Below are 23,450 nucleotides of genomic sequence, written 5' to 3'. Positions count from 1 at the left end.
CGCTAGCCCGGCGGCGGGTGGAATGCATCGGGATTTACGAACTATCCCCAAGCGGCCAGCCTGCCGGCCATGGATGCCGACGCCTTCGCCGACCGGCGCCCTCCAGACCGAAAGGCCCGACCCATGACCCACAAGTGCGAGAGCTGCGGCATGCCCGTCGAGACCGGCCGCTATTGCCAATACTGCGTCGACGAGACCGGAGCTTTGCAGGACTTCGAGACCCGCTTCGGCCGCATGGTCGACTGGCAATTGCGTGAAGAAGGCGGCGACCGCGCCGACGCCGAACGCAACACCCTGGCCTACATGGCCACCTTGCCGGCCTGGCGCGACCATCTGCGGGTGAAGACCCCCTCCTGATCGTCATCCCCGAGCTTGTCCCGCGATGAGGCGGGAATAAATTCCTATTGAGTTATATTTCTTATAAGGCATATAAATGCCCTATGACCCCCTTCGAAGCCGTCGCCGAACCCAGCCGTCGGGCCATCCTGGACCTGCTCCGGGAGGGTGAGCGGCCGGCCGGGGCCATCGTCTCGGCGATGGACCTGAGCCAGCCCGGCGTCTCCAAGCAGTTGAAGCTGCTGCGCGAGGCCGGGCTCGTCAGCGTGCGGGCTGACGGCCAGCGCCGGCTTTACCGGCTGGACCCTCGCGGCCTGGCCGAACTCGACGCGTGGCTGCTTCCCTATCGCCGATTCTGGGCGCGCCGCCTGGCCGCCCTCGACGACCATCTGGAGCGTGAACAATGACCGACCTCGGCGAGATCCGGCGCGCCGGCGATAAGGTGGAGGTGGTGTTCCAACGGCGCTACGCCCGACCGGTGGAGAAGGTCTGGGCCGCGCTGACCGTCCCCGAGCGCATCTCGGACTGGTTCGCCAACACGACGATCGACCGCGTCGCGCCCGGTGGCGTCATGCAGCTCGACTTCAAGGACGAGAACTATCGCAGTCTGGGCCGGATCGTGATCTTCGAGCCGATGCGCGCCTTCGCCTGGGCCTGGACCGAACTGGACGGGTCGAAGGAGTCTCTGGTCCGCTGGGACCTGGAGCCGGACGGCGACGGCTGCAAGGTCACCCTCACCCATTCCGGCCTGCCGCCCGAGGACGCCGCCGGCGTCGGGGCGGGCTGGCATGCGCACCTGCAGGCGATCGCGGACGCCGCCGACGGGATCGAGACGCCCTGGAGCACCGTGCGCGCCCGCGCCGACGCCGCGGGGCCGCTCTACGCCGGCTGGGCGCCCGCCTGAGCGATCGCCGCCTGCACGGCCAGCGCCTGGACCGTCTCGCGCACATCGTGGACACGCACGACCGCCACGCCGGCTGACGCCCCGGCCAGCGCTGCGGCGATCGAGCCGCCGAGCCGCGCGTCCGCCTTCGCCCCACCGTCGAGGGCGCCGATAAAGGCCTTGCGACTGGCGCCCAGAAGCACCGGAAACCCCAGGGCGACGATCCGGTCCAGGTGGGCCAGCAGGGGCAGGTTATGGTCGAGGCTGCGCTTGCCGAAGCCGATGCCGGGATCGAGCCAGATCTTCTCGCGCGCCACGCCCACCGCCATGGCCGCCTCGGCGCGCTCCGCCAGGAAGTCACGGACCTCGGTCACCACGTCGCCGTAGCGCGGCTCGGCCTGCATGGTGCGCGGCTCGCCCTGCATGTGCATCAGCACCACCTCGCAGCCCAGCTCGGCGGCTGTCGCCAGGCTGTCGGGCGCGAAGCGCAGGGCCGCCACGTCGTTCCAGATCGTCGCGCCAGCCGCGATCGCCGCCCGCGCCACCTGCGGCTTCATGGTGTCGACCGAGATCGGGATCGCGCTCTCCGCGCGGATCGCGGCGATCAGCGGGACCAGCCGTTCGATCTCCGCCTCGGCGGCCACCGGCTCAGCGCCGGGGCGCGTGGATTCCGCACCTACATCCAGGATGTCGGCCCCGTCGGCGATCAGCTTGCGGGCCTGGGCCAGCGCGGCGTCGGGCGCGAGGAAGCGGCCGCCGTCCGAGAAGCTGTCGGGCGTGGCGTTGACGATGCCCATGACCTTTGGGCGGGCGATGCGGGTCGGTGTGGAACTCATGGGGCTCGGCGCCAGTCATACTGTGGAGCCAGGCTTCTCAGGAAGCCTGCCGATCGGGCGATCCGGGGGCTGACACCATCACCGGCGGCGCGGGCGCCGACGTCTTCAACAGCTTCGGCGACGCCGGCGTTGCACGCGTGGCCGACTTCAATCGCGGCGAGGACGACCGCGTCCGCCTCGACGCCGACAACACCGACATCGTGGCCCAGCACGGCGCCGATACGGTGGTGACGGTGAGCGGTGGCGCGACATCCCGACACGAAGAAGGGGCCGCCGGATACTCCGTGCGACCCCTCATCCGTCACCCTACGGGCGACACCTTCTCCCGCAAGGGGAGAAGGATCGGTCTCAAGATCAGGCCGGTTCGGCGCTGGGCTTGGGCGAGATCGGCACCGCCACGGCGGGGCCGGTCGGACGCTTGGCTTCGCTCTCGTCGCGCACCGGGGGCACGCCCTTCAGCGCGTTGACGATCTCGTCGCCGGTCAGGGTCTCGTACTCGAGCAGAGCCTTCGCCAGGGTGTGCAGGTCTTCCAGCTTCTCGGTCAGGATCCGGCGGGCCTCGCTCTCGCCGCCCTCCACCAGTTGCCTGACCTCTTCGTCGATGATCTTGGCGGTCTCTTCCGAGACGTTCTGGTTGCGGGCGACCGAGTGGCCCAGGAACACTTCTTCCTGGTTCTCGCCGTACTCCACCGAACCCAGGCGCTCCGAGAAGCCCCACTTGGTCACCATCGCCCGGGCCAGCTTGGTGGCCTGGCTGATGTCGGACGAGGCGCCCGAGGTGATCTTGTCCTTGCCGAAGATGATCTCTTCCGCCACGCGGCCACCGAACAGGATGGCCAGGCGCGAGGTCATCTGCTCGTAGCTCATCGAGAACTTGTCGCGTTCCGGCAGCTGCATGACCATGCCCAGGGCGCGGCCGCGCGGGATGATGGTGGCCTTGTGCACCGGGTCGGTGGCCGGGACGTTCAGCGCCACCAGCGCGTGGCCGCCCTCGTGATAGGCCGTCAGCTTCTTCTCGTCCTCGGTCATGACCATCGACCGGCGCTCGGCGCCCATCATGACCTTGTCCTTGGCGTCCTCGAAGTCGCGCATGGTGACCATGCGACGGTTCTTACGCGCCGCCATCAGGGCGGCCTCGTTGACCAGGTTAGCCAGGTCGGCGCCCGAGAAGCCGGGGGTGCCGCGCGCGATGACCTTCACGTCCACGTCGGCCGCCAGCGGCACGTTCTTCATGTGGACCCGCAGGATGCGCTCGCGGCCATTGATGTCGGGATTCGGCACCACGACCTGGCGGTCGAAGCGGCCGGGACGCAGCAGGGCCGGGTCCAGCACGTCGGGACGGTTGGTGGCGGCGATGAGGATGATCCCCTCGTTCGCCTCGAAGCCGTCCATCTCGACCAGCAGCTGGTTCAGGGTCTGCTCGCGCTCGTCGTTGCCGCCGCCCAGGCCCGCGCCACGATGGCGGCCCACGGCGTCGATTTCGTCGATGAAGATGATGCACGGGGCGTTCTTCTTCGCCTGTTCGAACATGTCGCGCACGCGGCTGGCGCCGACGCCCACGAACATCTCGACGAAGTCCGAGCCCGAGATGGTGAAGAACGGCACGCCCGCCTCACCCGCGACGGCGCGGGCGATCAGGGTCTTACCCGTGCCGGGCGGGCCGATGAGCAGCGCGCCCTTCGGGATCTTGCCGCCCAGACGTTGGAACTTCTGCGGGTCCTTCAGGAAGTCGACGATTTCCGTCAGCTCTTCCTTGGCCTCGTCCACGCCCGCCACGTCCTCGAACGTCACGCGGTTCTTGTTCTCGGTCAGCAGGCGGGCCTTGGACTTGCCGAAGCCCATGGCGCCTCGCGCACCGCCCTGCATCTGGCGCATGAAGAAGATCCACACGCCGATCAGCAGCAGGATCGGCAGCGAGTTCAGCAGCAGGCCCACCAGGGTGATGCCGCCGGCGGCCTTCACCGAGATGTTGGCGCCGCTCTTCTCGAGGCGCTGGACCAGGTCGTCCTGGTTGTTGGGCGTGGTGCTCGTATAGACGCGGTTGCTCTGGTCCGTGACCTCGACCAGCGGGCCACGGATCGTCGCGCTCTTCACCTCGCCGGCGTTCACCTTCTGGAGGAGCTGCGAATAGGTGACCTCGTGGGTCCCGGCGGCGCCACGGCCGCCCCCCGTCATCATGCTGTAGAGCCCGATCAGGACGACGACGATGACGCCCCAGATGACGAGATTGCGGAGGTTCATGTGATGACCGTTCCCAGGAAAGCGGCGTACCAAGCCGATAGATAGTGCGCCGACCGGTGTTGGACCATTTAACGCCAGCCCATTGCGACGGAAGACCGCGCCTTGAGCATGACCGAAGTCATGCTCAAAACACTTAGCCTAAGTCGGGAGCCGTTCGATTTCAGGACAAGACGTCCGAGATCGAAAGACCCCATGGGAGCATATACGCAAAAAGGGCCGCGCCGGTGGCGCAGCCCTTCAAATAAGCATCATTCGTGCCAGGTTTTAGACCTGGATCAAATCAGCGCGCCGGCTTCTTCGGCGCGGCGATCAGGCCTTCGCGCTGGGCGCGCTTGCGGGCCAGCTTACGGGCGCGGCGCACGGCCTCCGCCTTCTGGCGGGCGCGCTTTTCCGAAGGCTTCTCGTAGTGGACGTGCCGCTTCATTTCGCGGAACGAGCCTTCGCGCTGCATCTTCTTCTTCAGCGCCTTGAGGGCTTGGTCGACGTTGTTGTCGCGGACGAAAATCTGAACCAGAGGAACCTCTCCTGCGTAACGCTAGCCGCCCGCCTCGACCGGTCTAAAAGGCGGCGAGCGTGCAAAAATGGATCGCCCGAAGGGGTTAGCCTTCGAGTTTGAGGGCGCGCAGATAGCAGAACGAAGATGCGATGTCCACGCGTTCGGCCTAGAAAGCAACTATGACCACCGCCGCGCAGGACTGGGCCGAAACCACCGAGCAGAAGCTCCTCGACGAGGCGCTGAAGCTTGCCCCCGTTCACGGCTGGACCCGCCGGACGGCGACCCTGGCCGGTCAGGCGCTGGGCATGTCACAGGGCGAGACCGAGCTCTTGGCGCCCCACGGCCCGTCGGACCTGGCCGCGCTGCTCTCGCGCCGGCATGACGCGCGCGCCCTGGCAGCCCTGGCCGAGGTCCACGCCTCCAACCTGAAGATCCGCGAACGCATCCGCCGCGCCGTGGAGGCCCGCCTGGACGCCTCGGCCTCGGACGAACCGGCCCTTCGCCGCTGGATGGGCTTCCTGGCCCTGCCGCAGAACCTGCCGCTAGGCTCGCGCCTGGCCTGGGAGAGCGCCGACGTCCTCTGGCGCTGGGCCGGCGACGAGGCGACCGACGAGAACCACTATTCCAAGCGCGCCCTGCTGGCCGGCATCCTCTCGGGCGCCATGACGATCCGGATGACCTCGGGCCGCAAGGAAGCTCTCGACTTCGTCGACCGCCGCATCGACGACGTCATGCGCTTCGAGAAGTGGAAGGCCACCACCGACTTCCGCCCGAGCCGCTGGCTGAACGCCGCGGCCGAGCACCTTGGCCGCACGCGGTACGGCGGCTGAACCTTTCCCTCCCCCCTATGGGGAAGAAAACTACCCGTGCGGGTTCTCGAAGATCGCCTCGACCGGCTGGCCGAACAGGGCGGCGATCCGATAGGCCAGGTCCAGCGACGGGTCGTGCTTGTCGCTCTCCAGGGCGATGATCGCTTGGCGCGAGACGCCGAGCCGTTCGCCCAGGTCAGCCTGGGTCCAGCCATGGGCGGCGCGCAGCTCCTTGAGCCGGTTCTTCACCGGGTGGTCCGCACGAAGGGCGTCACCACGGCGTAGCAGGCCCAGAACAGCATGTAGACCGCGTATCCCGGCACGTGCGGGGCGCGAGCGTATTCCTCGACGAAGCCCCACGCCGTGAAGATCGCCATCGCCCCGCCCGACGCCAGGATGAACCGCTTGGCGGTCAGGGCGCGCACGAACTCGTCGGCGTCGTGCATCAGCGCCAGCGTAGCCCAGAGCTGTCCGATCACCGGGGCGGCGACGGCGAGGCCCAGCAGGTAGGAGCCCGGCCTCGTCCGGTCGTCGAAGGCCCCGCCGATCGCGGCGATGTTGATCGCTACATAGGGGACCATGAACGCGACGGTGCGGATCATGTAGCGGCGGTGGGCAATGTCCATGGCCATGGCGGCGCTCCTCGATGTAAGGAGAACCTGACATGAGCGGGATGTAAGGTCAACCTTACATCAGGCGCGTCGGGCGATCACCGTCAGCCACAGGTCGCCGGCCCGGCCGTCGCGGACGTCCCCTGTCGTCTCCAAGGACAGGAGGTCGAGGCCGCCGGTCTCCCCCAGCAGGGCCGCGGCGCCGGCCTCGTCGAGGTCGGTGAAGCGGCGTTCGCCGGACTGCCTCTCCCCTGCCCCGTACTTGAACGACATCCAGAGCACGCCGCCTGGGCGGAGCGCTTCTCGCAGCCGGCCGACCGCCGCCGCGAGATCCGCGCGGGCGATGTGGAGCAGCGAAGCGCAGGCCCAGACGCCGTCGAACGTGTCGCGCCACGCCACGTCGTCGAAGGTCATGACCTCGATCGGCAGCCCCGTATGGGCGCGCGCCAGCTCGGCGAGGCGGGGCGAAGCTTCCATGGCGGTGACGTCGAAGCCCATCTGCGCGAAAGCCAGGGCGTCGCGGCCCGAGCCGCAGCCGGCGTCCAGCACCCGACCGCCGGACGGCAGGAGCGCGGTGAACTCGGCGCGACCGACCGACATGTCGGCGTCGACCGAGCGGTTGAAGAAGTCCTCGGCGTTCCGATCGTAGAAGCCGATGCTCACGCTCAGAGCGCTTTGAGCTTGTTCACATGGCCCATCTTGCGGCCGGGCTTGGGGTCGCGCTTGCCGTAGAGGTGGATCCGGGTCTCGGGCTCGTGGGCCAGCTTCGCCCAGCCCTCGGCCTCCTCGCCCAGCAGGTTCAGCATCTCGACCCGATGGTGAGGCTCCGTGGGCCCGAGCGGCCAGCCGGCCACGGCGCGGACGTGCTGCTCGAACTGGTCGACCTGGCAGCCGTCCATGGTCCAGTGGCCAGTGTTGTGCACCCTGGGCGCGATCTCGTTGACCAGCAGCGTGCCGTCCTTGAGCTCGAACAGCTCGATGCCGACCACGCCCACGTAGTTCAGGCCCTTCAGCACCCGGGCGGCGATCTTCTCGGCCTGGAACGCCAGGTCTTCGCTCACCTGGGCCGGCGCGAGGCTGCGGCGCAGGATCCCACTCTCGTGATGGTTCTCCGCCAGGGGATAGACGGCCGTCGCGCCGTCGCGGCCGCGCGCGGCGATGATCGACAGTTCTCGCACGAAATCGGCGGGAGCCTCGAGGATGACCGGAACGCCGCCCAGGGCGTCGAACGCGGCCGCGGCGTCTGAGGCGTGCTCCACCCACCGCTGGCCCTTGCCGTCGTAGCCTTCCCGGCGGGTCTTCATCAGGACGGGGCAGCCCATCTCGGTCGCGGCCGCCACCGCCTCATCGGCGCTCTCGGCGGAGGAAAAGGCCACGGTCGGCGTGCCGCTGGCGTTCAGGAACTGCTTCTCGGCGATGCGATCCTGGGCGACCGCCAGCGCCTCGGGCCCCGGCGCGACCTCGACCCCCAGCGACTGCAGCTTGGCCACCGAGGCGGCGGGCACGTTCTCGAACTCGAAGGTCACGACCTGCGCCAGGGCGGCCAGCTGCTCGAGGGCGGCGGGGTCGTCATAGGCCCCGACGATGGTGTGGGCGGCTACGCGGCCGGCCGGGCTGTCGGCGTCGCGCTCCAGCACCGCCACGTCGAAGCCGAGGCGCGCGGCGGCCAGGGCCAGCATGCGGCCGAGCTGGCCGCCCCCCAGTATGCCGAGGGTGGAGCCGGGCGGTAGCGGAAGCGTGGGCATTGCTCTTGGGTCCCTACTCGACCGCCTCGGAGACGCTGGCGGTCTGTTGGGCGGCGAAGTCGGCGATCCGCTTCGCCAGGGCGTCGTCCGACAGCGCGAGGATCCGCGCCGCCAGCAGGCCGGCGTTCTTGGCTCCGGCCTCGCCGATGGCCAGCGTCCCCACCGGGATGCCGCCGGGCATCTGGACGATGGAGAGCAGGCTGTCCATGCCCTTCAACGCCTTCGTCTCCACCGGCACGCCCAGCACCGGCAGGTCGGTGAGCGAGGCGGTCATCCCGGGCAGGTGCGCGGCCCCGCCGGCGCCGGCGATGATCACCTTGAATCCTTCGGCCTTGGCCCCCTTGGCGAAGTCGTACATCCGCTCCGGCGTGCGGTGAGCCGACACGACGCGGGCGTCGTAGGCTACGCCCAGGCCCTCCAACATCTCGGCCGCATGACGCAGCACGGGCCAGTCGGATCGGCTGCCCATGATGATGGCGACAGGCGCGCTCATGATGATGTGAAGTCCTACTGCTCCCCTGAGTGAAACCCTGGGGGTTTCACTCAGAAATCTTTGAAGTGAAGCCGCCTTCGGACGCCGAACCGGTGTCCACTTCGGCTGAAGGCGGCCGCGAAGGGCGCGGAGTATAGGCGCCGGCTTTGCCCGCACAATGCGCCGCGGTTAGAATCCCTTAACCGCGGTGGCGTCGTATGGCGTTAACCATTCCGAGGGCGCGATGAAGGTCGGCGGCGCACGTAGCGAACCCATAGCGGCGAACCGCCGGCGCGCCGCGGCGCCCGGGGGTTCGGCGGCTGCGACCGCGCTCCAGCGCATCGACAGCGCCAGCTTTATGGGAATCGGCCGCGCCGAGATGACGCCGGCGGTCCAGGCGGCCATCGAAGCCCTCCTGGGCGAGATGGACGAACTGAAGGCCGAGGTGGGCCGGCTGAAGGCGCGGCTGGAGGCGGCCGAGGACCTGGCCGACCGCGACAGCCTGACGCCCCTGCTCAACCGCCGCGCCTTCGTGCGCGAGCTCAGCCGCGCGCGAACCTTCGCCCAACGCCACGGCTTCCCGCTCAGCCTCGTCTACTTCGACCTCGACGGCTTCAAGGCCTTGAACGACCGGCTGGGGCATGCGGCGGGCGACGCCGCCCTGCAGGTCGTGGCCGAGCGGCTGACCTCCAACGTGCGCGAGAGCGACATCGTGGGCCGGATGGGTGGCGACGAGTTCGCTGTCGTGCTGATGCCGGCCGACGGGGCGGCCGCCGAGGGCCGGGCCGCGACGCTGGCCGGCGCCATCGAGCAGGAGCTGGGCGTCCCAGGCGACAGCCGGGCGCGGCTGCGGGTGAGCTACGGCGTCCGCGAGATCGATCCCGAGGCCGACGCCGAGGCCCTGATCGCGCAGGCCGACGCGGCCATGCTGGACGCCAAGCGACAGCGCAAGGCCAGCTAGAGCGCATCGGGCGAAGGTGGATGCCGGCTTCGTCCCCAAACGCGTCCTAAATCAAAGAGATCGAGCCTGTTTATCTGGGTCCGATGAGTCCATCCTAACCCGACAGGCTCTAGGGTCCGCTCAGGCGATGATGTCGGGGTTCAGGAAGTCCTCAACGCGGGCCATCTCATCCTTCAGCGCCAGCTTCTTGCGCTTCAGGCGGCCGATGACGATCAGGTCCGGCACAGCGGTGTTGGACAGCGCCTGGATAGCGGCGTCCAGGTCGGCGTGATCCTGACGCAGTTCGGCCAGACGGGCCTCGAGGGCCTCATCGCTGAAGGTGGAATAGTCGATCATAGGCCCCGACACTCTACCCCAGGGCGGCGGCCAGTTCAGCCAAGGCGCCTGCGGGCGCGGGCTTGTCCCACGCCTTCGACGCCGCTTCCAGCGCTTCGAGCGCATGAGCCCCGCCCAAGCCGTGCGACATCCCGTCCAAGGTCTCCAGCAACAGGCGCTCGGCGGCGAGTTCCAGCCCCTTGACGTCCTCGCGCAGCGCCAGCCGCGCGGCGTCGTCCACCGGCGGGAGCGGCGGCTTGAGCGCGCGGCGCACGTCGCGAAGGGGCTTCAGCGCGGTCGCGTCCCACGCGCGCGCCGCGGCCGCGGCCTTCTTCAACAGCTCGGGGTCCTTCATCTCGGAATGGACGGCCCACAGCAGGAGCGAGGTGTTCTGGCCGTACTCGTCCTGCAATCGCAGGCAGGCCTCCGGCACCCCGGGCCGTGCGTAGGCCTCCAGCGCCCATTCCCAGATCGCCATGCTCAGGCCTCGCCCTTCAGCGGCTGGATGTCCTCGCCCCATCGCTTGACCGGCTTCCAGGCCAGGCCGAACAGGTCGAGCGCCCGGCCGACGGACTGGTCGACCATCTCCTCCAGGCTCGCCGGCTTGGCGTAAAACGCGGGCAGCGGCGGGGCGATGACCGCGCCCATCTCGGCCAGCCGGACCATGGTGCGCAGGTGGCCGAGATGCAGTGGCGTCTCGCGCACCATCAACACCAGCGGGCGACGCTCCTTGAGCGTGACGTCGGCGGCCCGCGTCAGCAGTGACGAGGTCACTCCGGTCGCGACCTCGCTCATGGTCCTCACCGAACAGGGCGCGACGATCATGCCCAGCGTCTGGAACGAGCCCGACGAGATGGCCGCGCCCACGTCGCCGACCTTGTGGACCACGTCGGCCCGGGCCTGCACGTCGGCGGGCGAGAGCTCGGTCTCCTGCGCCAGGGTGAGCGCCGAGGAGCGGCTCATGACCAGATGGCTTTCCACCCCCAGGTCGCGGCAGGCGTCCAGGGCGCGCAGCCCATAGGCCACGCCCGACGCGCCCGAGATCCCGACGATCAGCCGCGGCCTGTCGCCCGTCAATTTGCGGCTCCCTCAACAACTGAGACGCGTTCGCGGTTCGTCCGCGCCCGCGCAACCATATGTGATCTGACAGCCGCGGGAAGCGGGTGTTCACTCATTCGTCGTCCAACTGAGAGGAGGCTCTCCGCCATGGCGCTAGATGCCCGGATCCGCGAGCTCGGATCCCGCCACCAGTCCCTGGAACAAGCGATCCAGGACGAGATGCGCAGGCCCTACGCCGACGACCTCAGACTCAAGGAACTCAAGCGACAGAAGCTCAAGCTGAAGGAAGAGATCGAAACTCTCCGCGGCCAGCTGCACTGACGCCTGCCTTCGCTCCCTTCATGGGGAGGGTGGCGAGCGCAGCGAGACGGGTGGGGAAATCACGACCGGGCGCTGAGCCCGATCCGGCATTCCCCACCTCCGCGCGCCTTGCGGCGCCTGTCCCTCCCCATCAAGGGAGGGGGCATCCGATCAATCCTCGTCGTCGCCTTCGGGGCTGTTCGCGAACACGGCGCTGAGATCCGTTTCGCGCTCCGGCTCGTCGTCGTGCCCGTCTTCGACCACGCCGGCCTCGGACGCCGGGCGCAGGGTGGCGCCCTCGGGCTCGACGATGCCGCGGCGGGCGTCGTCCTTGGCCTTCTTGTCCGCCGCCTTCTTCACCACCGCGTCCAGCTCGAGCTGGGTGGCGAGGCCCAGCGTCACCGGGTCGACCGGCTTGATCTGGGCCGAGTTCCAGTGCTGGCGATTGCGGACCTGGTCGATCGTGGCCTTGGTGGTGCCCAGCAGGCGCGCGACTTGGCTGTCGGCCACTTCCGGGTGGTTGCGGATGAACCAGGCGATGGCGTCCGGACGGTCCTGGCGCCGCGACACGGGCGTGTAGCGCGGAGCCTTCTTCACCGGCTTCAGGAGCTCGGCGTGCCGGCTCTTCTGGGCCTTCATCCGGTACTTCTCGTTCTTCTCGGCCGCGTCCAGCTCGTCGCGCGACAGCTGCCCGTTGGCGATCGGGTCGGCGCCGCGGATGTCGCGCGCCACTTCCCCATCGGCGATGCCCTTCACCTCGAGCGGGTGCAGTTCGCAGAAGTCCGCGATCTGGTCGAAGGTGAGCGAGGTGTTGTCGACCAGCCAGACGGCGGTCGCCTTGGGCATGAGAATTTGCGTCATGGGCCAAATCCGAAAACGAAGGCGCCCGGCCTTTCGGCCGGGCGGTGGAGGCTTTCATATAGGCCGGTTACGTCGGCCTGGAAACGGGATTCTCGGTCAGGCCCCGAAGATCCAGCCCGGCGTCAGGCTGCTCATCTGCACGCCCACCAGGATCATCTGGTCGTTCGGCGAGCCCAGCGTGATCACCGTGTCGCCGCCCACCTGGGCGACGCTGTAGGTCGTTCCGGGGTCCAGCAGCACCCGGTCGCCCTCGGCCAGGTTGAAGTCGAGCACGCGGTCGATGCCGGCGTCCGATGAGGTGTGGAAGAGGTCGGCGCCCGTGCCGCCCGACACCGTGTCCGAGCCCCGGTCCCCCGAGACGAAGTCTACGCCGGCCCCGCCGGTGACCACGTCGTCGCCCTGGCCGCCGCGCACCGTGTCGTTTCCGTTCCCGCCGTCGCAGGTGTCGTTTCCGAGGTTGCCGTAGACGATGTCGACGCCGTCCTCGCCGTACAGCAGGTCCTGGTCCTTGCCGCCCACTACATAGTCGTCGCCCGCGCCGCCACGCTCGGTGTCGTTGCCGGTGTTGCCCTGCAGGTCGTCGAAAGCCGACCCGCCGGTGATGGAGTCGTTGCCTTCCTCGCCGCGCAGGTAGCTCTGGCCGGAGCCCCCATCGATGGTGTCGTTGCCGGCGCCGGCGAAGATGCTGTCGTAGCCCGCGCCGCCGTCGATGTCGTTGTTCAGCGCGTTGCCGTTGATGGTGTCCGAGCCGAAGCCGCCGACGGCGTTCTCGATCTGCGCGCCCTGGGCCACCGCCACGTTCCCGGTCAATCCCCCCACGTTCGAGAAGAAGCCTTCGCGCAGGTCGATCAGCTGGTTCTGCGAGTAGCCCGAGAAGTCGAAGGTGTCGCGTCCGCCGGCGTCCCAGACCGCGAAGATCAGGCGGGTCGAGCTGCTGGCGGCGGCGAACCAGGCGCGTTCGGCGGTGGAGTTGAAGCCGTAGACCGTGTCGCCGGTCCGCGTGCTCATGTTCGCGCCGTACTCGATCTGCGCCGCGCGGATATCATCGAGCTGGGGCGCGGCCGCATAGCGTCCGCCATAGCTGCCGCCGGTGTTGCTCTCCGAGAAGTAGCTCATCACCGTGTACTGGCGGCTGTCCTCGTAATACTCGGCGCTGCTCGCATAGGTAATGGGGCTGTCGCCCTCGCCCGCGTTGTAGTCGCCCGGGTGCGCCAGGCCGATGGCGTGGCCGATCTCGTGAATTAGGACCTGGGCGCCATAGTTGCCCATGGACGGCAGGCTGTTGGTGCCCGAGGTGATGTTGACCCAGACGTCGCCCGCGCCGCTGCTGGCGGCGGGATTGCCGGGGAAGTTGGCGAACGCGGCCGAGCCGCTCTCGCCTGAGCTGTAGTTCCCGAACAGGATCGAGGCGTTGTCGGAATAGGCGGTCTCGCCCTCGGTCCCGGCGCCGACGCGCTGGAAGCGGATGTTGGCCACGTCCGCCCAGGCCTGCATCGCCTGCTCAGCCTGGTAGATCTGCTGGGCGTTGAACCGCTGGAACCCCTCGGTGTCGCTCGGCATGTCCAGCGGCGCGGTCGAGCGGAAGGCGTAGGTGACCGTGTAGGCCCGTCCCGCCACGCCGCCCCAGCCGGGCGCGGGCGCCATCGTGTCGGCGTTGAAGCCGGTGAGCTGCAGGCCCGCCCGGTCGATGGTGAAGCTCTCCTTGCCGTTCACCACCGTGCCGAGCCGCTGGTCGGCGTTCAGGTAGGACAGGCCGGTCTCGTAGACGTCGCCGAAAGCGGTCATCGCCGGGGCGAGGCCATCCAGCGAAGTTGTGTCGACGGAAAGGGGGGAAGGATCCGTGGGCATGCTCGCACTCTAACCAGACCCGTCCCCTTCAAATCTTTAAGGGAATGGGCAAAACCGCACAATGCGGCAGCCGCGCGGCCGATACGCGCAGGGATTGTACGGCCGCCCTGTCGTTCTGGCCGCGCCGTACGTCCGCAGAACGGCTAGGCGTTGGTGAGCCGCTTCAGCGCCATGGCGTCGAACGGCGCGGCGCTTTTGATGTCGTTGTCGAAGTAGGCGTAGACGTCACGATCCTCGAGCCGCCATTCGCGGATCTGGGCCGCCCAGCGCTGGAGCTGCTTCTCCGGATAGCGGCCCACGTAGCGGCCGCCGGGCCCGTGACCGCGCACATAGATCCAGCTCGCCGTCCGCTCCCAGGGCGCGGGCGCATGGTGGTGGTCCGAGATGCACAGCGCGATGTCGAAGTCGGCAAGCAGGGCCAGGACCGGGGGCTCGTACCAGGATGGATGGCGGAACTCGACCGTGTGCCGGCCCGGCGGCAGCAGCTTGAGGAAGCCCGCCAGCCGGTCATCGTCGCGGTGCAGCTGCGGCGGGAGCTGGATCAGCGAGGGACCGAGCTTGCCGCCCAGCGGCGCCATGCGGCCGAACACCAGCGTCACCGGGTCGGCGCAGTCGTTCAGCTTCTTGTTGTGGGTGATGAAGCGGCTGACCTTCCACGCGAAGACGAAGTCCTCGGGCGAACGCTCGGCCCACCCCTGCACCATCGCCTCGGACGGCAGGCGGTAGAAGCTGGCGTTGATCTCGGCGGTGTCGAACCGGGTGGCGTAGTATTCCAGCCGCGCACGGTCCTTCACCTCTGGCGGATAGAACGGCCCGCGCCAGTCCTTGTAGACCCAGCCCGAACAACCGATGCGCAGATCCGACATGGCTTCCGAATGCGGGAGCCTGCCGCCGGTTGCTAGGCCAGCGGCTGGCGGCCCACGATCCTCAGGCCATACCCCGCAGAGCCGGGCAGGACGGTCTTGGACGAGGTCAGCAGCGTCATGTCGCGCACGCCGAGGTCCAGCAGGATCTGGGCGCCGATGCCGTAGTCGCGCAGGACGTTGCCGCTGTGGTCGGCCTGCGACTGGCCGTAGCGCTCGCTGAGCCAGTGCGGGTTGGAGTCGCGGATGAACACCGCCACCGACGCGCCGTCGTAGTCCGCCAGAGCCTGCAGCGCCTTGGGCACATATTCGCGCCGCGTCTCCACCGCGCCCAGCATGTCGGTGGCCATGTCGACCCTGTGCATGCGCACCAGGGTGGCCTTGTCCGGGTCGATGCGGCCCTTGGTGAGGACCACGTGCTCGGTCTGGTCGATGGAGTTGCGGTAGATCACCATCCGGAACCGCCCGCCGTAGGCGCTGTCGAACGGCGTCTCCAGCACCCGCTCCACCTGGCGCTCGGTGCGGCGGCGATAGGCGATCAGGTCGGCGATGGTGCCGATCTTCAGGCCGTGGAGCTGGGCGAAGGCGACCAGATCGGGCAGACGCGCCATCGACCCGTCGTCCTTCATGATCTCGCAGATCACCCCGGCCGGGTTCAGGCCCGCCATACGGCTGATGTCGACGGCCGCCTCGGTGTGGCCGGCGCGCACCAGCACGCCGCCGTCCTTGGCCACCAGCGGGAAGACGTGGCCCGGCGAGACCACGTCGTCGACGCCCTTGGTCGGGTCCACCGCCACGGCGATGGTGTGGGCGCGGTCGTGGGCCGAGATGCCGGTGGTCACGCCCTCGCGCGCCTCGATCGACACCGTGAAGGCGGTGCCGTGGCCCGATTGGTTGTCGGTGGCCATGGGCGGCAGGCGGAGCTGGCGCGCCCGCTCCGCGGTGATCGACAGGCAGATCAGGCCGCGGGCGTGCTTGGCCATGAAGTTGATCTGGTCCGGCGTGGCGAACTGCGCCGGGATGATGACGTCGCCCTCGTTCTCGCGGTCCTCGGCGTCGACCAGGATGTAGGGCCGCCCGTTGCGGGCGTCCTCGATGATGTCCTCGATCGGGCTGATCGCGCCCGAGACGCCCTCGGCTTCGGCCGAGCCGCCGGAAGACCCGCCGGTCGCGGGGTGAACGAGGTGGGGGCGTTTCATCGGCCTGCTCTCATCTGGGCGAACTCGACCACCTGTTCGGCGACGGTGGAAAGCTGCCAGGCGTCCTTCTGGTCCTTGCAGTCGCCCGCCTCGTTGAAGAGGCCGGCGCCGGCGTTGAGGGCGGCGCCGAACGGCGTCGGCCAGCCCCTCAGGGCATGTATGATGGCCCGCAGCGCCATCAAGGTGGTGCCGGCCGCCTGCCAGCCATCGGCGGTGATGATCGTGCCGACCGCCTTGTGCGACAGGTAGGGCTGCGGGTCGGTGCGCGTCAGCTCCAGGGTGTCCAACGCGTTCTTGATCACGCCCGAGATGGACCCGTGATAGCCCGGACTGGCGACGATGATCCCGTCGGCGGCGCGGATGGCGTCGGCGAGCTCCTGCTGCGCCGCATGGGTCTCGCCCGGTCGCGGGTCGAAGATCGGCAGGCCCGACAGGAACGTCCCGCCCAACAGCCGCGTCTCCGCGCCCCGGGCCTCGGCGGCCTTCAGGGCGCAGATCAGGGCCTTCTCGGTGGACGACCCCGGACGGACCGTGCCGCCCAGGCCGACGATGAGGGGGCGCGCGCCCGTGCTGGTCATGCCTAGACCTCTAAGGCGCGGACGCCGCGAGCGCCAGTTCTCGTAGCGAGACGATGCCGCACCGAGGTCTCAGGCCGCCGCGCTTTCCTCGGCGAAGACCTTCTTGAGCTCGTTCTTCATGATCTTGCCGTTCGCGTTGCGCGGCAGGGTCTCGGGCCAGAAAGCGATCTTCACCGGAACCTTGAAGGCCGCCAGCCGCGCGCGGACGAACTGGCGCAGTTCCGCCTCGGTGGCGGTCCCGCCCGGCTTCAGGTGAACGACAGCGCCCGGTTCCTCGCCCAGCGTCTTATGCGGGATGCCGACGATGGCCGCGTCCATCACGTCGGGGTGGTCGTAGAGGACGTTCTCGACCTCGACGCAGTAGATGTTCTCGCCGCCGCGGATCAGCATGTCCTTCGCCCGGTCGATGATGAAGAGGAAGCCCTCCTCGTCGATCCGCGCCAGGTCGCCCGTGCGCAGCCAGCCGTCCTGGAAGGTCTCGGCCGTGGCCTCGGGCTTGTTCCAGTACAGCTTCACCACCTGTGGGCCCTTGACCCAGAGCTCGCCGACGCTGCCCACGGGCAGCAGGGTCTTGCCGTCGGCCGGGTCGCGCACCTGCATCTCACCCACCGGCGCGGCGGGGCCGGCGCTGTCGGGGCGGTTCAGGTAGTCCTTGCCCATGTGGCTGGTGAAGGTGGCCGTGGTCTCGGTCATGCCCCAGCCGTTGCCGGGCTGCGATCCCGGGAACACCTCGGCGATCTTGCGCACCAGCTCGGGGGCCGACGGCGCGCCCCCATACGTGACGGCCATGAGGGACGAGAGATCGTACTTGGCCCGGGCCGGATGCTCGATCAGCTGCCAGGCGATAGTCGGGACGCCGCCGGTGGACGACACCTTCTCGCGCTCGATCAGCTTCATGGCCGGTTCGGCGTCCCAGCGGCGCATCAGCACCAGCTTGCCGCCAGAATTCATCGTCGGGCCGATCGTTGCCGACAGGCCGGTGGCATGGAACATCGGCACGACCAGCAGGGTCACCCGCTGCGGGACCTTGGTCGGATCCATCTCCGGCAGCGGCTCGCCCGCGCGCAGGAAATTCCGCGCCGCCGAGATCCCGCCGGCGCCGATGTTGGAGGTCATGTTGCGGTGGGTGCCCAGCGCGCCCTTCGGCCGGCCCGTCGTGCCCGACGTATAGAGGATGGTGGCGTCGTCCTCCGGCTCCAGCGGCACGTCGGGCAGCGCCAGCTCCGGCAGCGTCGGCCAGGCGTTCACGACGCCGATCACGTCCTCCAGCCGCTCGGTCTTGGAGGGCAGGTCCGGCCCGGCATGGCGCGTGACATAGACCTTCTCGAGGTCGGGCAGCTTGGCCAGGAACTCCTCGACCCGATCCAGGCGCTCGTCGTCGACGAAGGCCACCTTGGTCCCGGAGTCGGCCAGGCCATATTCCAGCTCGGGCCCGGTCCACCAGGCGTTCAGCGGTGTGACGATGGCGCCCACCAGCTGCCCGGCCCAGAACGCCACCGGCCACTCCGGCAGGTTGCGCATGATCACGGCGACCCGGTCGCCCTTCTTCACCCCGTCGGCGATCAGGCGGTGCGCCAGCGTGATCGTGGCGCGGGCGAAGCTGTCGAAGGTGGCGCGGTCGTCCTCGTAGACCAGGAACTCTCGGTCCTTGAACCGCTGGCCGTTCACGAACACGTCGCGCAGGGTCGGCGGCGCGTTCTTCCATGTCTTCGTGGGAATGCCCCGGATCACCCGCTCCTCGATCTCGAACGGCGACCCCGCCCCCGTCAGCCTGGCGTGGGCTTCGGCGATCGACATCACGGGCCAGGTGTCACTCAACGCGCATCCTCCAGAACGAACGTCATCCCGGACGCTGGTCCGGGATGACGGCGACAATACAGCAGATTGGTTTCAAGCGGTCTCGGTCTTGCGCGACGCGTAGGCCTCGCGCAGCTCGCCCAGCTCCTTCTTGAAGCGGGTCCGCGCCTCCTCCTGGAGCTTCGGGATGTGGTAGGCCGGGAACAGGTCGTTGTCGGGCTGGTAGTCCTTCAGGATCTGCTTCGCGAGCGTGACCTTGTGCACTTCGGTCGGGCCATCGGCGATGCCCATGACCAGCGCCGAGGTCACCATCCGCATGAACGGCATCTCGTTGGACACGCCCAAGGCGCCGTGCAGGTGCGCCGCCTTGGCCGCCACGTCGTGATAGACCTTGGGCATCGCCACCTTGATGGCCGCGATGTCCTTGCGCACCTTCTGGTAGTCCTTGTGCTTGTCGATCAGCCAGGCGGTGCGCAGGACCAACAGGCGGAAGCTCTCCACCGCGATCCAGCTCTCGGCGATCTGGTCCTGCACCATCTGCAGGTCGGACAGACGTCCGTCCCGCGTGGTGCGCGACACCGCCCGCTGGCACATCAGGTCCAGCGCGTGGCGGCAGGCGCCGACGGTCCGCATGGCGTGGTGCACCCGCCCGCCGCCCAGGCGCACCTGGGCGATCACGAAGGCCGCGCCGCGCTCGCCCAGCAGGGCGTCGTAGGGCAGCCGCACATTGTTGTAGCGGACGTAGCCTTCGTTCCCCCCGCCGATCTCGCCGCCCGCGCCCACGCCGACGTTGCGGATGATCTCGACCCCGGGCGTGTCCGTGGGCACCAGGAAGATCGACGTCCGCCGGTAGGGATCCTTCGCGTCCGGATCGGTGATGGCATAGAGCACCAGCACCTTCGAGTACTTGGCGTTGGTGGAGAACCATTTCTCGCCGTTGATCACCCACTCGTCGCCGTCCAACACCGCGCGGGTGGTGAAGGTGAGCGGGTCCGACCCGCCGGTGGGCTCGCTCATTGAGAAGGCCGACCGGATCTCGCCGTTCAGCAACGGCCAGAGGTACTGCTCCTTCTGCTTGTCGGTGCCGTAGTGGGCGATGATCTCGGCGTTGCCGCTGTCGGGCGCCTGGCAGCCGAACACGCTGGGGGCCAGGCTGTTGCGGCCTAGCTTCTCGTTCATGAGCGCCAGCTTGAGCTGCCCATAGCCCTGCCCGCCCAGCTCCGGACCCAGGTGGCAGGCCCACAGCCCCTGGTCCTTCACCTTCTGCTGCAGCGGTTTGATGAACTTCTCGCGGCCCAGCGACGAATAGACCGCCATGCCCAGGTGCGAGAGGGGCTCCACCTCCTCGCGCATGAAGTCCTCGATCCAGTCCAGCTTCTTCTGGAACTCGGGATCCGTCTCGAAATCCCACGCCATGCGCGTCTCTCCCAGCGCCTCTCGTTGGGCGCATTTTTCGTAATTTCGGTACGCTAGACCCGTCGCCAGTGAAGATCAAACGCTCGTTTGTGGCCTTGCCAAGGCAGAGCTTGTCCGGCTCAGAACGCGCCCCCGCGCCCTTGTCCGGAGGCGAAGCGTGTCGCGCCTTCGACCGCCGAACCGGTGCGCAAGGTCTCCATGCCCACCTTCACCTCGAAGGCCTGGGCCTCATCCCAGTCCAGCGACCACTGCCTCAATGCGGAGAGCCGGTCGTTGCGCATGCAGAGCTGCGGGAAGGCGCTGATCTGGCGGGCGAGGTCGATGGCGGCGGCCAGCGCCTGGCCCTGCGGGACCACCCGGTTGGCGAGGCCGATGGCCAGCGCTTCCTGCGCGTCGACCGGACGGCCGGTCAGGATCAGGTCCATGGCCCGTGAGTGGCCGATCAGCCGCGGCAGCCGCACGGTGCCGAGATCGATCAGCGGCACGCCGAACCGGCGGCAGAACACGCCGAAGGTCGATCCCTCGGCCGCCACGCGCAGGTCCGCCCAGCAGGCCACCTCCAGCCCGCCCGCCACCGCCGGCCCCTCGACCGCCGCGATCACCGGCTTGCCCAGCGCCAGCCGCGTGCAGCCCATCGGGCCGAAGTCGCCGCTCTCCTGCACCCGGTTTCCGGCGCCCTCGCTGATCGCCTTCAGGTCGGCGCCCGCGCAGAAGAACCCGCCCCGCCCGGTCAGCACCGCCACGTCCAGGCCTTCGTCGGCGTCGAAGGCCTTGAACGCGTCGTAGAGTTCGCGCGCCGTCGGCCCGTCCACCGCGTTCCGGCGCTCGGGCCGCTCGATGGTGACCACGCCGATCCGCCCGTCGCGTTCGAAGCTCACATTGGCCATGGCTGGCTCCTGTCGAAAGTCCGCCATCGTCGCGCTTGCGACGACGCGGAAGGCAAGGGCAAATGCCGGGCGCCAAGGAAGGAACGCCATGAGCAAGGCCAGGTCGTTGGGGTTCAGCCCGGAGCGTCTTCAGAGGATCGACCGCTTCCTGCAGGACAGGTACGTGGGCGCCGGCCGGCTGCCGCACGCCCAGTTTCTGCTCGCCCGCGGGGGCCGGATCGTCCACCAGACGGTGCTGGGCATGCAGGACCCCGAGCGGGGCGTGAAGCTGGCCGAGGACAGCGTCTACCGCATCTATTCCATGACCAAGCCGGTCACCTCGGTGGCGCTGATGAGCCTGGTCGAGGAAGGTCTGATCGCCCTGGACGATCCGGTCGCGCGGCACATCCCGGAGTGGAAGGACCTGGGTGTCTTTTCCGCCGGCGTCGGACCCTATCTCACCACCGCCCCCGAACGGCCCATGCAGGTGGTCGACCTGCTGCGCCACACCTCGGGGCTGACCTACGGCTTCCAGAACCGCACCAACATCGACGCGGCCTACCGCAAGCTCAAGCTGGAGGCCATGCACGGCGAGCACGACCTCGAGGCCATGATCCAGATGATGGCGAAGCTCCCGCTGGAGTTCTCGCCGGGGGAGGCCTGGAACTACTCGGTCTCGACCGACGTCTGCGGCTGGCTGGTGCAGAAGGTGGCCGGCAAGCCGCTGGACCAGGTTTTCCAGGAGCGCATCTTCGACCCCCTGAAGATGACCGACACCGGCTTCCACGTCCGCGAGGACCAGCGGAGCCGCTTCGCCGCCTGCTACGACGCCGCGCCCGGCGGCGCGATGAAGCTGCAGGACGATCCCGCCACCAGCCCCTACCTCGCGCCGCCGAAGCTCCTCTCGGGGGGCGGCGGCCTGGTGAGCACGGCCGCCGACTACATGCGCTTCGCCAACATGCTGGTGAACCGCGGCGAGTTGGACGGCGCGCGGATCCTGGCGCCCAAGACCGTCGACCTGATGGCGTCCAACCATCTGCCGGGCGGCGCCGACCTCACCGAGATGTCGCGCTCGCTGTTCTCGGAGAGCACCAACGCCGGCGTGGGCTTCGGCCTGGGCTTCGCCGTCGTCTTCGACCCGCCGCAGACCCTCATCCCCTGCAGCCTGGGCGAGTTCTACTGGGGCGGCGCGGCCTCGACCGCGTTCTGGGTCGACCCGCTGGAGGACATCACCGCGGTGTTCATGACCCAGCTCCTGCCCTCGTCCACCTATCCGATCCGCCGCGAGCTCAGGACCCTCGTCTATTCGGCGCTGATGGAGCCCAACGGGTAGGACTGCGCCAATTGCTCCCCCGCTGGGGGAGCTGTCGGCGACTGCCGACTGAGGGGGTCGCTCAGAACGGGGGGATGACCCCCTCCACCACTTCGTGGTCCCCGTCCCCCGTCGGGGGAGGAATTAGCTTCGGGCCTTCTCCGCCACCTTCGCCCGCTCCGCCGCCTCGGCGAGCACCTCGGCCTCCTCGATCATCGGCTGGCCGAAGCCGGTGTCGGGCTCGTCGGTGACCGGCGGGGTCGTGGGCAGCATCCGCGATTTCCGCCAGCCGCCCCACACGTAGTAGGCCCAGGCCAGCACCAGCGTCGCGAAGCTGCCGATCGGGAAGCTGATCCAGATCGCCTGGGCGCCCATGTGCGGCTCCAGGATGTTGGCCAGCGGCACGCGGATGCCCCACAGCGAGATGATCATGGCGATCAGCGGCGGCCAGACCGCGCCCGTGGCCCGCACGATGCCGGAGAAGATGAACGCCATCCCGAAGAAGATGAAGCCCCACAGCACGATCGAGTTGATGTGGACGGCGATCGGCAGCGACGGACTGGTTCCCGGCAGGAACGCGCGCAGCACCCAGGGATCGGCCAGGTAGATCAGCACCACCGGCACGGCGGTGAACAGGAAGGCGTAGAGCACGCCCGAGCGCGCGATCCGCTCCACCCGGTCCATCTTGCCGGCGCCGACGTTCTGGGCCGCCATTGACGACACCGCCGCGCCCAGCGCCATGGCAGGCATCTGGACGTAGGTCCAAAGCTGGGCCGCCGCGCCGTAGGCCGCCGAGGTGTGGATCCCGTGCTTGTTCACCAGCCCCATCATCGTCACCGCCGCCAGGCTCGTGACGATCATCTGGAACCCCATGGGCAGGCCCTTGAGCACCAGCGAGCGGATGATGCCGAAGTCGGGGATCAGCAGCTTCAGCTCGTGCGCCCGCAGCACCAGGATCGAGTTCTTGCGATAGAGGTGCACGATCATCGCGAAGAGCGTGACCGTCTGGGCGATCAGGGTCGCGGTGGCCGAACCGGCGATGCCCAGCTCGGGGAACGGCCCGTAGCCGGTGATCAGCAGCGGGTTCAGGATCACGTCCAGTCCCACCACCACCAGCGAGAACCAGAAGGGCGTGCGGCTGTCCCCCGTGCCCCGCTGGGCCATCATCACGTAGGTGAAGAAGTACATGAACGGCATCGCCGAGAAGATCACCCGCAGGTAGGCGATGGCGTCGCGCTTGGCCTCCTCGGGCGTGCCCATCCAGCTCAGGATGTGCGGCGTCAGCCAGGCGCCCACCGCGCCCACGGTCAGCGACACCACGATGAAGAAGGCGGTCGAGGTGCCGATCACCTTCTTGGCCAGGGCCTCGTTCCGCCCGCCCACGGCCTGGCCGATCATGATGTTGGCGGCCATGGTCAGACCGAAGCTGGCCCCCAGCATCAGGAACATGATCTGGTTGGCGTTCGACGTCGCGGTCAGGGCCGCCTCGCCGAGCACGTGGCTGACCCAGATGGCGTTGGCCGATCCGTTCAGCGACTGCAGGATGTTGGTGGCCAGCACCGGCAGGGCGAACAGGATCAGCGTCCGACCGATGGGGCCCGTGGTAAGGTCCGGCATCTTGCGTCCCGGCGGTCCGCCCGGCCCTC

The 23,450-nt window shown here is 68.7% G+C and carries 28 protein-coding genes; 7 read left to right on the top strand and 21 right to left on the bottom strand.

Annotated elements, in window-relative coordinates; all coding sequences use genetic code 11:
* Positions 1-123: 123 nt before the first annotated feature.
* From ACODSY_RS03480 to ACODSY_RS03470, 3 genes are all read left to right on the top strand, one after another.
* Complete coding sequence (locus ACODSY_RS03480; RefSeq protein ID WP_488950258.1) at positions 124-357, top strand: hypothetical protein; 234 nt, start codon at positions 124-126, stop codon at positions 355-357.
* 83 nt (positions 358-440) lie between these two features.
* Positions 441-743, top strand: coding sequence for an ArsR/SmtB family transcription factor (locus ACODSY_RS03475; protein WP_488950257.1), 303 nt, complete (start codon positions 441-443; stop codon positions 741-743).
* A complete protein-coding gene (locus tag ACODSY_RS03470) occupies positions 740-1,240 on the top strand; it encodes an SRPBCC family protein (protein WP_488950256.1) in 501 nt (166 codons plus the stop codon). The genes ACODSY_RS03475 and ACODSY_RS03470 overlap by 4 nt, the downstream gene beginning before the upstream one ends.
* Here ACODSY_RS03470 and folP read toward each other — a convergent pair.
* From folP to rpsU, 4 genes are all read right to left on the bottom strand, one after another.
* Positions 1,216-2,055: a dihydropteroate synthase gene (gene folP, locus ACODSY_RS03465; protein WP_488950255.1), complete on the bottom strand. Its 840-nt coding sequence runs from the start codon at positions 2,053-2,055 to the stop codon at positions 1,216-1,218. The two genes, ACODSY_RS03470 and folP, sit on opposite strands and share 25 nt — an antisense overlap.
* Complete coding sequence (locus ACODSY_RS03460) at positions 2,052-2,267, bottom strand: hypothetical protein (protein ID WP_488950254.1); 216 nt, start codon at positions 2,265-2,267, stop codon at positions 2,052-2,054. The genes folP and ACODSY_RS03460 overlap by 4 nt, the downstream gene beginning before the upstream one ends.
* Before the next feature lie 142 nt (positions 2,268-2,409).
* Positions 2,410-4,296 carry an ATP-dependent zinc metalloprotease FtsH gene (ftsH, locus tag ACODSY_RS03455; RefSeq protein ID WP_488950253.1) on the bottom strand — a complete coding sequence of 629 codons (1,887 nt, stop codon included), beginning with the start codon at positions 4,294-4,296 and terminating at the stop codon, positions 2,410-2,412.
* 280 nt (positions 4,297-4,576) lie between these two features.
* Positions 4,577-4,810: a 30S ribosomal protein S21 gene (gene rpsU, locus ACODSY_RS03450; protein WP_091735317.1), complete on the bottom strand. Its 234-nt coding sequence runs from the start codon at positions 4,808-4,810 to the stop codon at positions 4,577-4,579.
* 161 nt (positions 4,811-4,971) lie between these two features.
* Between rpsU and ACODSY_RS03445 the strand changes: the two genes are divergently transcribed.
* The gene (locus ACODSY_RS03445; protein WP_488950252.1) at positions 4,972-5,622 is read left to right on the top strand and encodes a COQ9 family protein; all 651 of its coding nucleotides are present in this window, start codon (positions 4,972-4,974) and stop codon (positions 5,620-5,622) included.
* 30 nt (positions 5,623-5,652) lie between these two features.
* Here ACODSY_RS03445 and ACODSY_RS03440 read toward each other — a convergent pair whose 3' ends face one another.
* From ACODSY_RS03440 to purE, 5 genes are read right to left on the bottom strand one after another with little or no spacing between them, the layout of a single operon-like run.
* On the bottom strand, positions 5,653-5,850 hold the full coding sequence (locus ACODSY_RS03440) for a helix-turn-helix transcriptional regulator (protein WP_488950251.1): 198 nt from the start codon (positions 5,848-5,850) through the stop codon (positions 5,653-5,655).
* A complete protein-coding gene (locus tag ACODSY_RS03435; protein WP_488950250.1) occupies positions 5,847-6,233 on the bottom strand; it encodes a hypothetical protein in 387 nt (128 codons plus the stop codon). Before ACODSY_RS03435 ends, ACODSY_RS03440 begins: the two co-directional genes overlap by 4 nt.
* A gap of 60 nt (positions 6,234-6,293) precedes the next feature.
* Positions 6,294-6,875 (bottom strand): class I SAM-dependent methyltransferase, encoded by a 582-nt coding sequence (locus tag ACODSY_RS03430; RefSeq protein ID WP_488950249.1) that lies wholly within the window; start codon positions 6,873-6,875, stop codon positions 6,294-6,296.
* A gap of 2 nt (positions 6,876-6,877) precedes the next feature.
* On the bottom strand, positions 6,878-7,957 hold the full coding sequence (locus ACODSY_RS03425; RefSeq protein WP_488950248.1) for a 5-(carboxyamino)imidazole ribonucleotide synthase: 1,080 nt from the start codon (positions 7,955-7,957) through the stop codon (positions 6,878-6,880).
* Positions 7,958-7,970: 13 nt separating this feature from the next.
* Positions 7,971-8,450, bottom strand: coding sequence for a 5-(carboxyamino)imidazole ribonucleotide mutase (purE, locus tag ACODSY_RS03420; RefSeq protein WP_488950247.1), 480 nt, complete (start codon positions 8,448-8,450; stop codon positions 7,971-7,973).
* Positions 8,451-8,787: 337 nt separating this feature from the next.
* Here purE and ACODSY_RS03415 point away from each other — a divergent pair, with 337 nt between their 5' ends.
* Positions 8,788-9,390 carry a GGDEF domain-containing protein gene (locus ACODSY_RS03415; protein WP_488950246.1) on the top strand — a complete coding sequence of 201 codons (603 nt, stop codon included), beginning with the start codon at positions 8,788-8,790 and terminating at the stop codon, positions 9,388-9,390.
* A 120-nt stretch (positions 9,391-9,510) separates the two neighbouring features.
* On the opposite strand, the gene ACODSY_RS03410 is transcribed toward ACODSY_RS03415, so the two are convergent.
* From ACODSY_RS03410 to ACODSY_RS03400, 3 genes are read right to left on the bottom strand one after another with little or no spacing between them, the layout of a single operon-like run.
* Complete coding sequence (locus tag ACODSY_RS03410; protein WP_488950245.1) at positions 9,511-9,726, bottom strand: YdcH family protein; 216 nt, start codon at positions 9,724-9,726, stop codon at positions 9,511-9,513.
* 13 nt (positions 9,727-9,739) lie between these two features.
* The gene (locus ACODSY_RS03405) at positions 9,740-10,183 is read right to left on the bottom strand and encodes a TIGR02444 family protein (RefSeq protein WP_488950244.1); all 444 of its coding nucleotides are present in this window, start codon (positions 10,181-10,183) and stop codon (positions 9,740-9,742) included.
* 2 nt (positions 10,184-10,185) lie between these two features.
* Complete coding sequence (locus ACODSY_RS03400) at positions 10,186-10,782, bottom strand: UbiX family flavin prenyltransferase (RefSeq protein ID WP_488950243.1); 597 nt, start codon at positions 10,780-10,782, stop codon at positions 10,186-10,188.
* A gap of 129 nt (positions 10,783-10,911) precedes the next feature.
* Here ACODSY_RS03400 and ACODSY_RS03395 point away from each other — a divergent pair, with 129 nt between their 5' ends.
* A complete protein-coding gene (locus ACODSY_RS03395; protein ID WP_488950242.1) occupies positions 10,912-11,085 on the top strand; it encodes a YdcH family protein in 174 nt (57 codons plus the stop codon).
* 150 nt (positions 11,086-11,235) lie between these two features.
* On the opposite strand, the gene ACODSY_RS03390 is transcribed toward ACODSY_RS03395, so the two are convergent.
* The 8 genes from ACODSY_RS03390 to ACODSY_RS03355 all read right to left on the bottom strand — a co-directional run bounded on the left by ACODSY_RS03390 (position 11,236) and on the right by ACODSY_RS03355 (position 20,513).
* Positions 11,236-11,925 carry a DUF1013 domain-containing protein gene (locus tag ACODSY_RS03390; RefSeq protein WP_488950241.1) on the bottom strand — a complete coding sequence of 230 codons (690 nt, stop codon included), beginning with the start codon at positions 11,923-11,925 and terminating at the stop codon, positions 11,236-11,238.
* Positions 11,926-12,021: 96 nt separating this feature from the next.
* Positions 12,022-13,710 (bottom strand): M10 family metallopeptidase C-terminal domain-containing protein, encoded by a 1,689-nt coding sequence (locus ACODSY_RS03385; protein ID WP_488950240.1) that lies wholly within the window; start codon positions 13,708-13,710, stop codon positions 12,022-12,024.
* Positions 13,711-13,916: 206 nt separating this feature from the next.
* Complete coding sequence (locus ACODSY_RS03380) at positions 13,917-14,639, bottom strand: DUF72 domain-containing protein (RefSeq protein ID WP_488950239.1); 723 nt, start codon at positions 14,637-14,639, stop codon at positions 13,917-13,919.
* Positions 14,640-14,671: 32 nt separating this feature from the next.
* Positions 14,672-15,835 carry a 3,4-dihydroxy-2-butanone-4-phosphate synthase gene (gene ribB, locus ACODSY_RS03375; protein ID WP_488950238.1) on the bottom strand — a complete coding sequence of 388 codons (1,164 nt, stop codon included), beginning with the start codon at positions 15,833-15,835 and terminating at the stop codon, positions 14,672-14,674.
* A complete protein-coding gene (locus tag ACODSY_RS03370; protein WP_488950237.1) occupies positions 15,832-16,413 on the bottom strand; it encodes an NADPH-dependent FMN reductase in 582 nt (193 codons plus the stop codon). The genes ribB and ACODSY_RS03370 overlap by 4 nt, the downstream gene beginning before the upstream one ends.
* Positions 16,414-16,482: 69 nt before the next feature.
* The gene (locus tag ACODSY_RS03365) at positions 16,483-18,210 is read right to left on the bottom strand and encodes a class I adenylate-forming enzyme family protein (RefSeq protein WP_488950629.1); all 1,728 of its coding nucleotides are present in this window, start codon (positions 18,208-18,210) and stop codon (positions 16,483-16,485) included.
* Positions 18,211-18,303: 93 nt separating this feature from the next.
* Entirely contained in the window at positions 18,304-19,626 is a 1,323-nt protein-coding gene (locus ACODSY_RS03360) for an acyl-CoA dehydrogenase family protein (RefSeq protein ID WP_488950236.1), read from the bottom strand.
* 119 nt (positions 19,627-19,745) lie between these two features.
* Positions 19,746-20,513 carry a crotonase/enoyl-CoA hydratase family protein gene (locus ACODSY_RS03355; protein WP_488950235.1) on the bottom strand — a complete coding sequence of 256 codons (768 nt, stop codon included), beginning with the start codon at positions 20,511-20,513 and terminating at the stop codon, positions 19,746-19,748.
* Positions 20,514-20,601: 88 nt separating this feature from the next.
* Here ACODSY_RS03355 and ACODSY_RS03350 point away from each other — a divergent pair, with 88 nt between their 5' ends.
* Positions 20,602-21,825, top strand: a complete 1,224-nt coding sequence (locus ACODSY_RS03350; RefSeq protein WP_488950234.1) for a serine hydrolase domain-containing protein — start codon at positions 20,602-20,604, stop codon at positions 21,823-21,825.
* 123 nt (positions 21,826-21,948) lie between these two features.
* Here ACODSY_RS03350 and ACODSY_RS03345 read toward each other — a convergent pair whose 3' ends face one another.
* Positions 21,949-23,421, bottom strand: a complete 1,473-nt coding sequence (locus ACODSY_RS03345) for an MATE family efflux transporter (RefSeq protein ID WP_488950233.1) — start codon at positions 23,419-23,421, stop codon at positions 21,949-21,951.
* Positions 23,422-23,450: the final 29 nt, after the last annotated feature.

This window comes from Phenylobacterium sp. FG114 (assembly GCF_057809855.1).
This window is presented reverse-complemented; position numbering and strand designations above follow the sequence as displayed.

Coding starts and splice junctions, on each gene's coding strand:
- ACODSY_RS03480 (WP_488950258.1), top strand. CDS start 124: ATGACCCACAAGTGCGAGAGCTGCGGCATGCCCGTCGAGACCGGCCGC.
- ACODSY_RS03475 (WP_488950257.1), top strand. CDS start 441: ATGACCCCCTTCGAAGCCGTCGCCGAACCCAGCCGTCGGGCCATCCTG.
- ACODSY_RS03470 (WP_488950256.1), top strand. CDS start 740: ATGACCGACCTCGGCGAGATCCGGCGCGCCGGCGATAAGGTGGAGGTG.
- folP (WP_488950255.1), bottom strand. CDS start 2,055: ATGAGTTCCACACCGACCCGCATCGCCCGCCCAAAGGTCATGGGCATC.
- ftsH (WP_488950253.1), bottom strand. CDS start 4,296: ATGAACCTCCGCAATCTCGTCATCTGGGGCGTCATCGTCGTCGTCCTG.
- ACODSY_RS03445 (WP_488950252.1), top strand. CDS start 4,972: ATGACCACCGCCGCGCAGGACTGGGCCGAAACCACCGAGCAGAAGCTC.
- ACODSY_RS03435 (WP_488950250.1), bottom strand. CDS start 6,233: ATGGCCATGGACATTGCCCACCGCCGCTACATGATCCGCACCGTCGCG.
- ACODSY_RS03425 (WP_488950248.1), bottom strand. CDS start 7,957: ATGCCCACGCTTCCGCTACCGCCCGGCTCCACCCTCGGCATACTGGGG.
- purE (WP_488950247.1), bottom strand. CDS start 8,450: ATGAGCGCGCCTGTCGCCATCATCATGGGCAGCCGATCCGACTGGCCC.
- ACODSY_RS03415 (WP_488950246.1), top strand. CDS start 8,788: ATGGGAATCGGCCGCGCCGAGATGACGCCGGCGGTCCAGGCGGCCATC.
- ACODSY_RS03410 (WP_488950245.1), bottom strand. CDS start 9,726: ATGATCGACTATTCCACCTTCAGCGATGAGGCCCTCGAGGCCCGTCTG.
- ACODSY_RS03405 (WP_488950244.1), bottom strand. CDS start 10,183: ATGGCGATCTGGGAATGGGCGCTGGAGGCCTACGCACGGCCCGGGGTG.
- ACODSY_RS03395 (WP_488950242.1), top strand. CDS start 10,912: ATGGCGCTAGATGCCCGGATCCGCGAGCTCGGATCCCGCCACCAGTCC.
- ACODSY_RS03390 (WP_488950241.1), bottom strand. CDS start 11,925: ATGACGCAAATTCTCATGCCCAAGGCGACCGCCGTCTGGCTGGTCGAC.
- ACODSY_RS03385 (WP_488950240.1), bottom strand. CDS start 13,710: ATGACCGCTTTCGGCGACGTCTACGAGACCGGCCTGTCCTACCTGAAC.
- ACODSY_RS03380 (WP_488950239.1), bottom strand. CDS start 14,639: ATGTCGGATCTGCGCATCGGTTGTTCGGGCTGGGTCTACAAGGACTGG.
- ribB (WP_488950238.1), bottom strand. CDS start 15,835: ATGAAACGCCCCCACCTCGTTCACCCCGCGACCGGCGGGTCTTCCGGC.
- ACODSY_RS03370 (WP_488950237.1), bottom strand. CDS start 16,413: ATGACCAGCACGGGCGCGCGCCCCCTCATCGTCGGCCTGGGCGGCACG.
- ACODSY_RS03365 (WP_488950629.1), bottom strand. CDS start 18,210: ATGTCGATCGCCGAAGCCCACGCCAGGCTGACGGGGGCGGGGTCGCCG.
- ACODSY_RS03360 (WP_488950236.1), bottom strand. CDS start 19,626: ATGGCGTGGGATTTCGAGACGGATCCCGAGTTCCAGAAGAAGCTGGAC.
- ACODSY_RS03355 (WP_488950235.1), bottom strand. CDS start 20,513: ATGGCCAATGTGAGCTTCGAACGCGACGGGCGGATCGGCGTGGTCACC.
- ACODSY_RS03350 (WP_488950234.1), top strand. CDS start 20,602: ATGAGCAAGGCCAGGTCGTTGGGGTTCAGCCCGGAGCGTCTTCAGAGG.
- ACODSY_RS03345 (WP_488950233.1), bottom strand. CDS start 23,421: ATGCCGGACCTTACCACGGGCCCCATCGGTCGGACGCTGATCCTGTTC.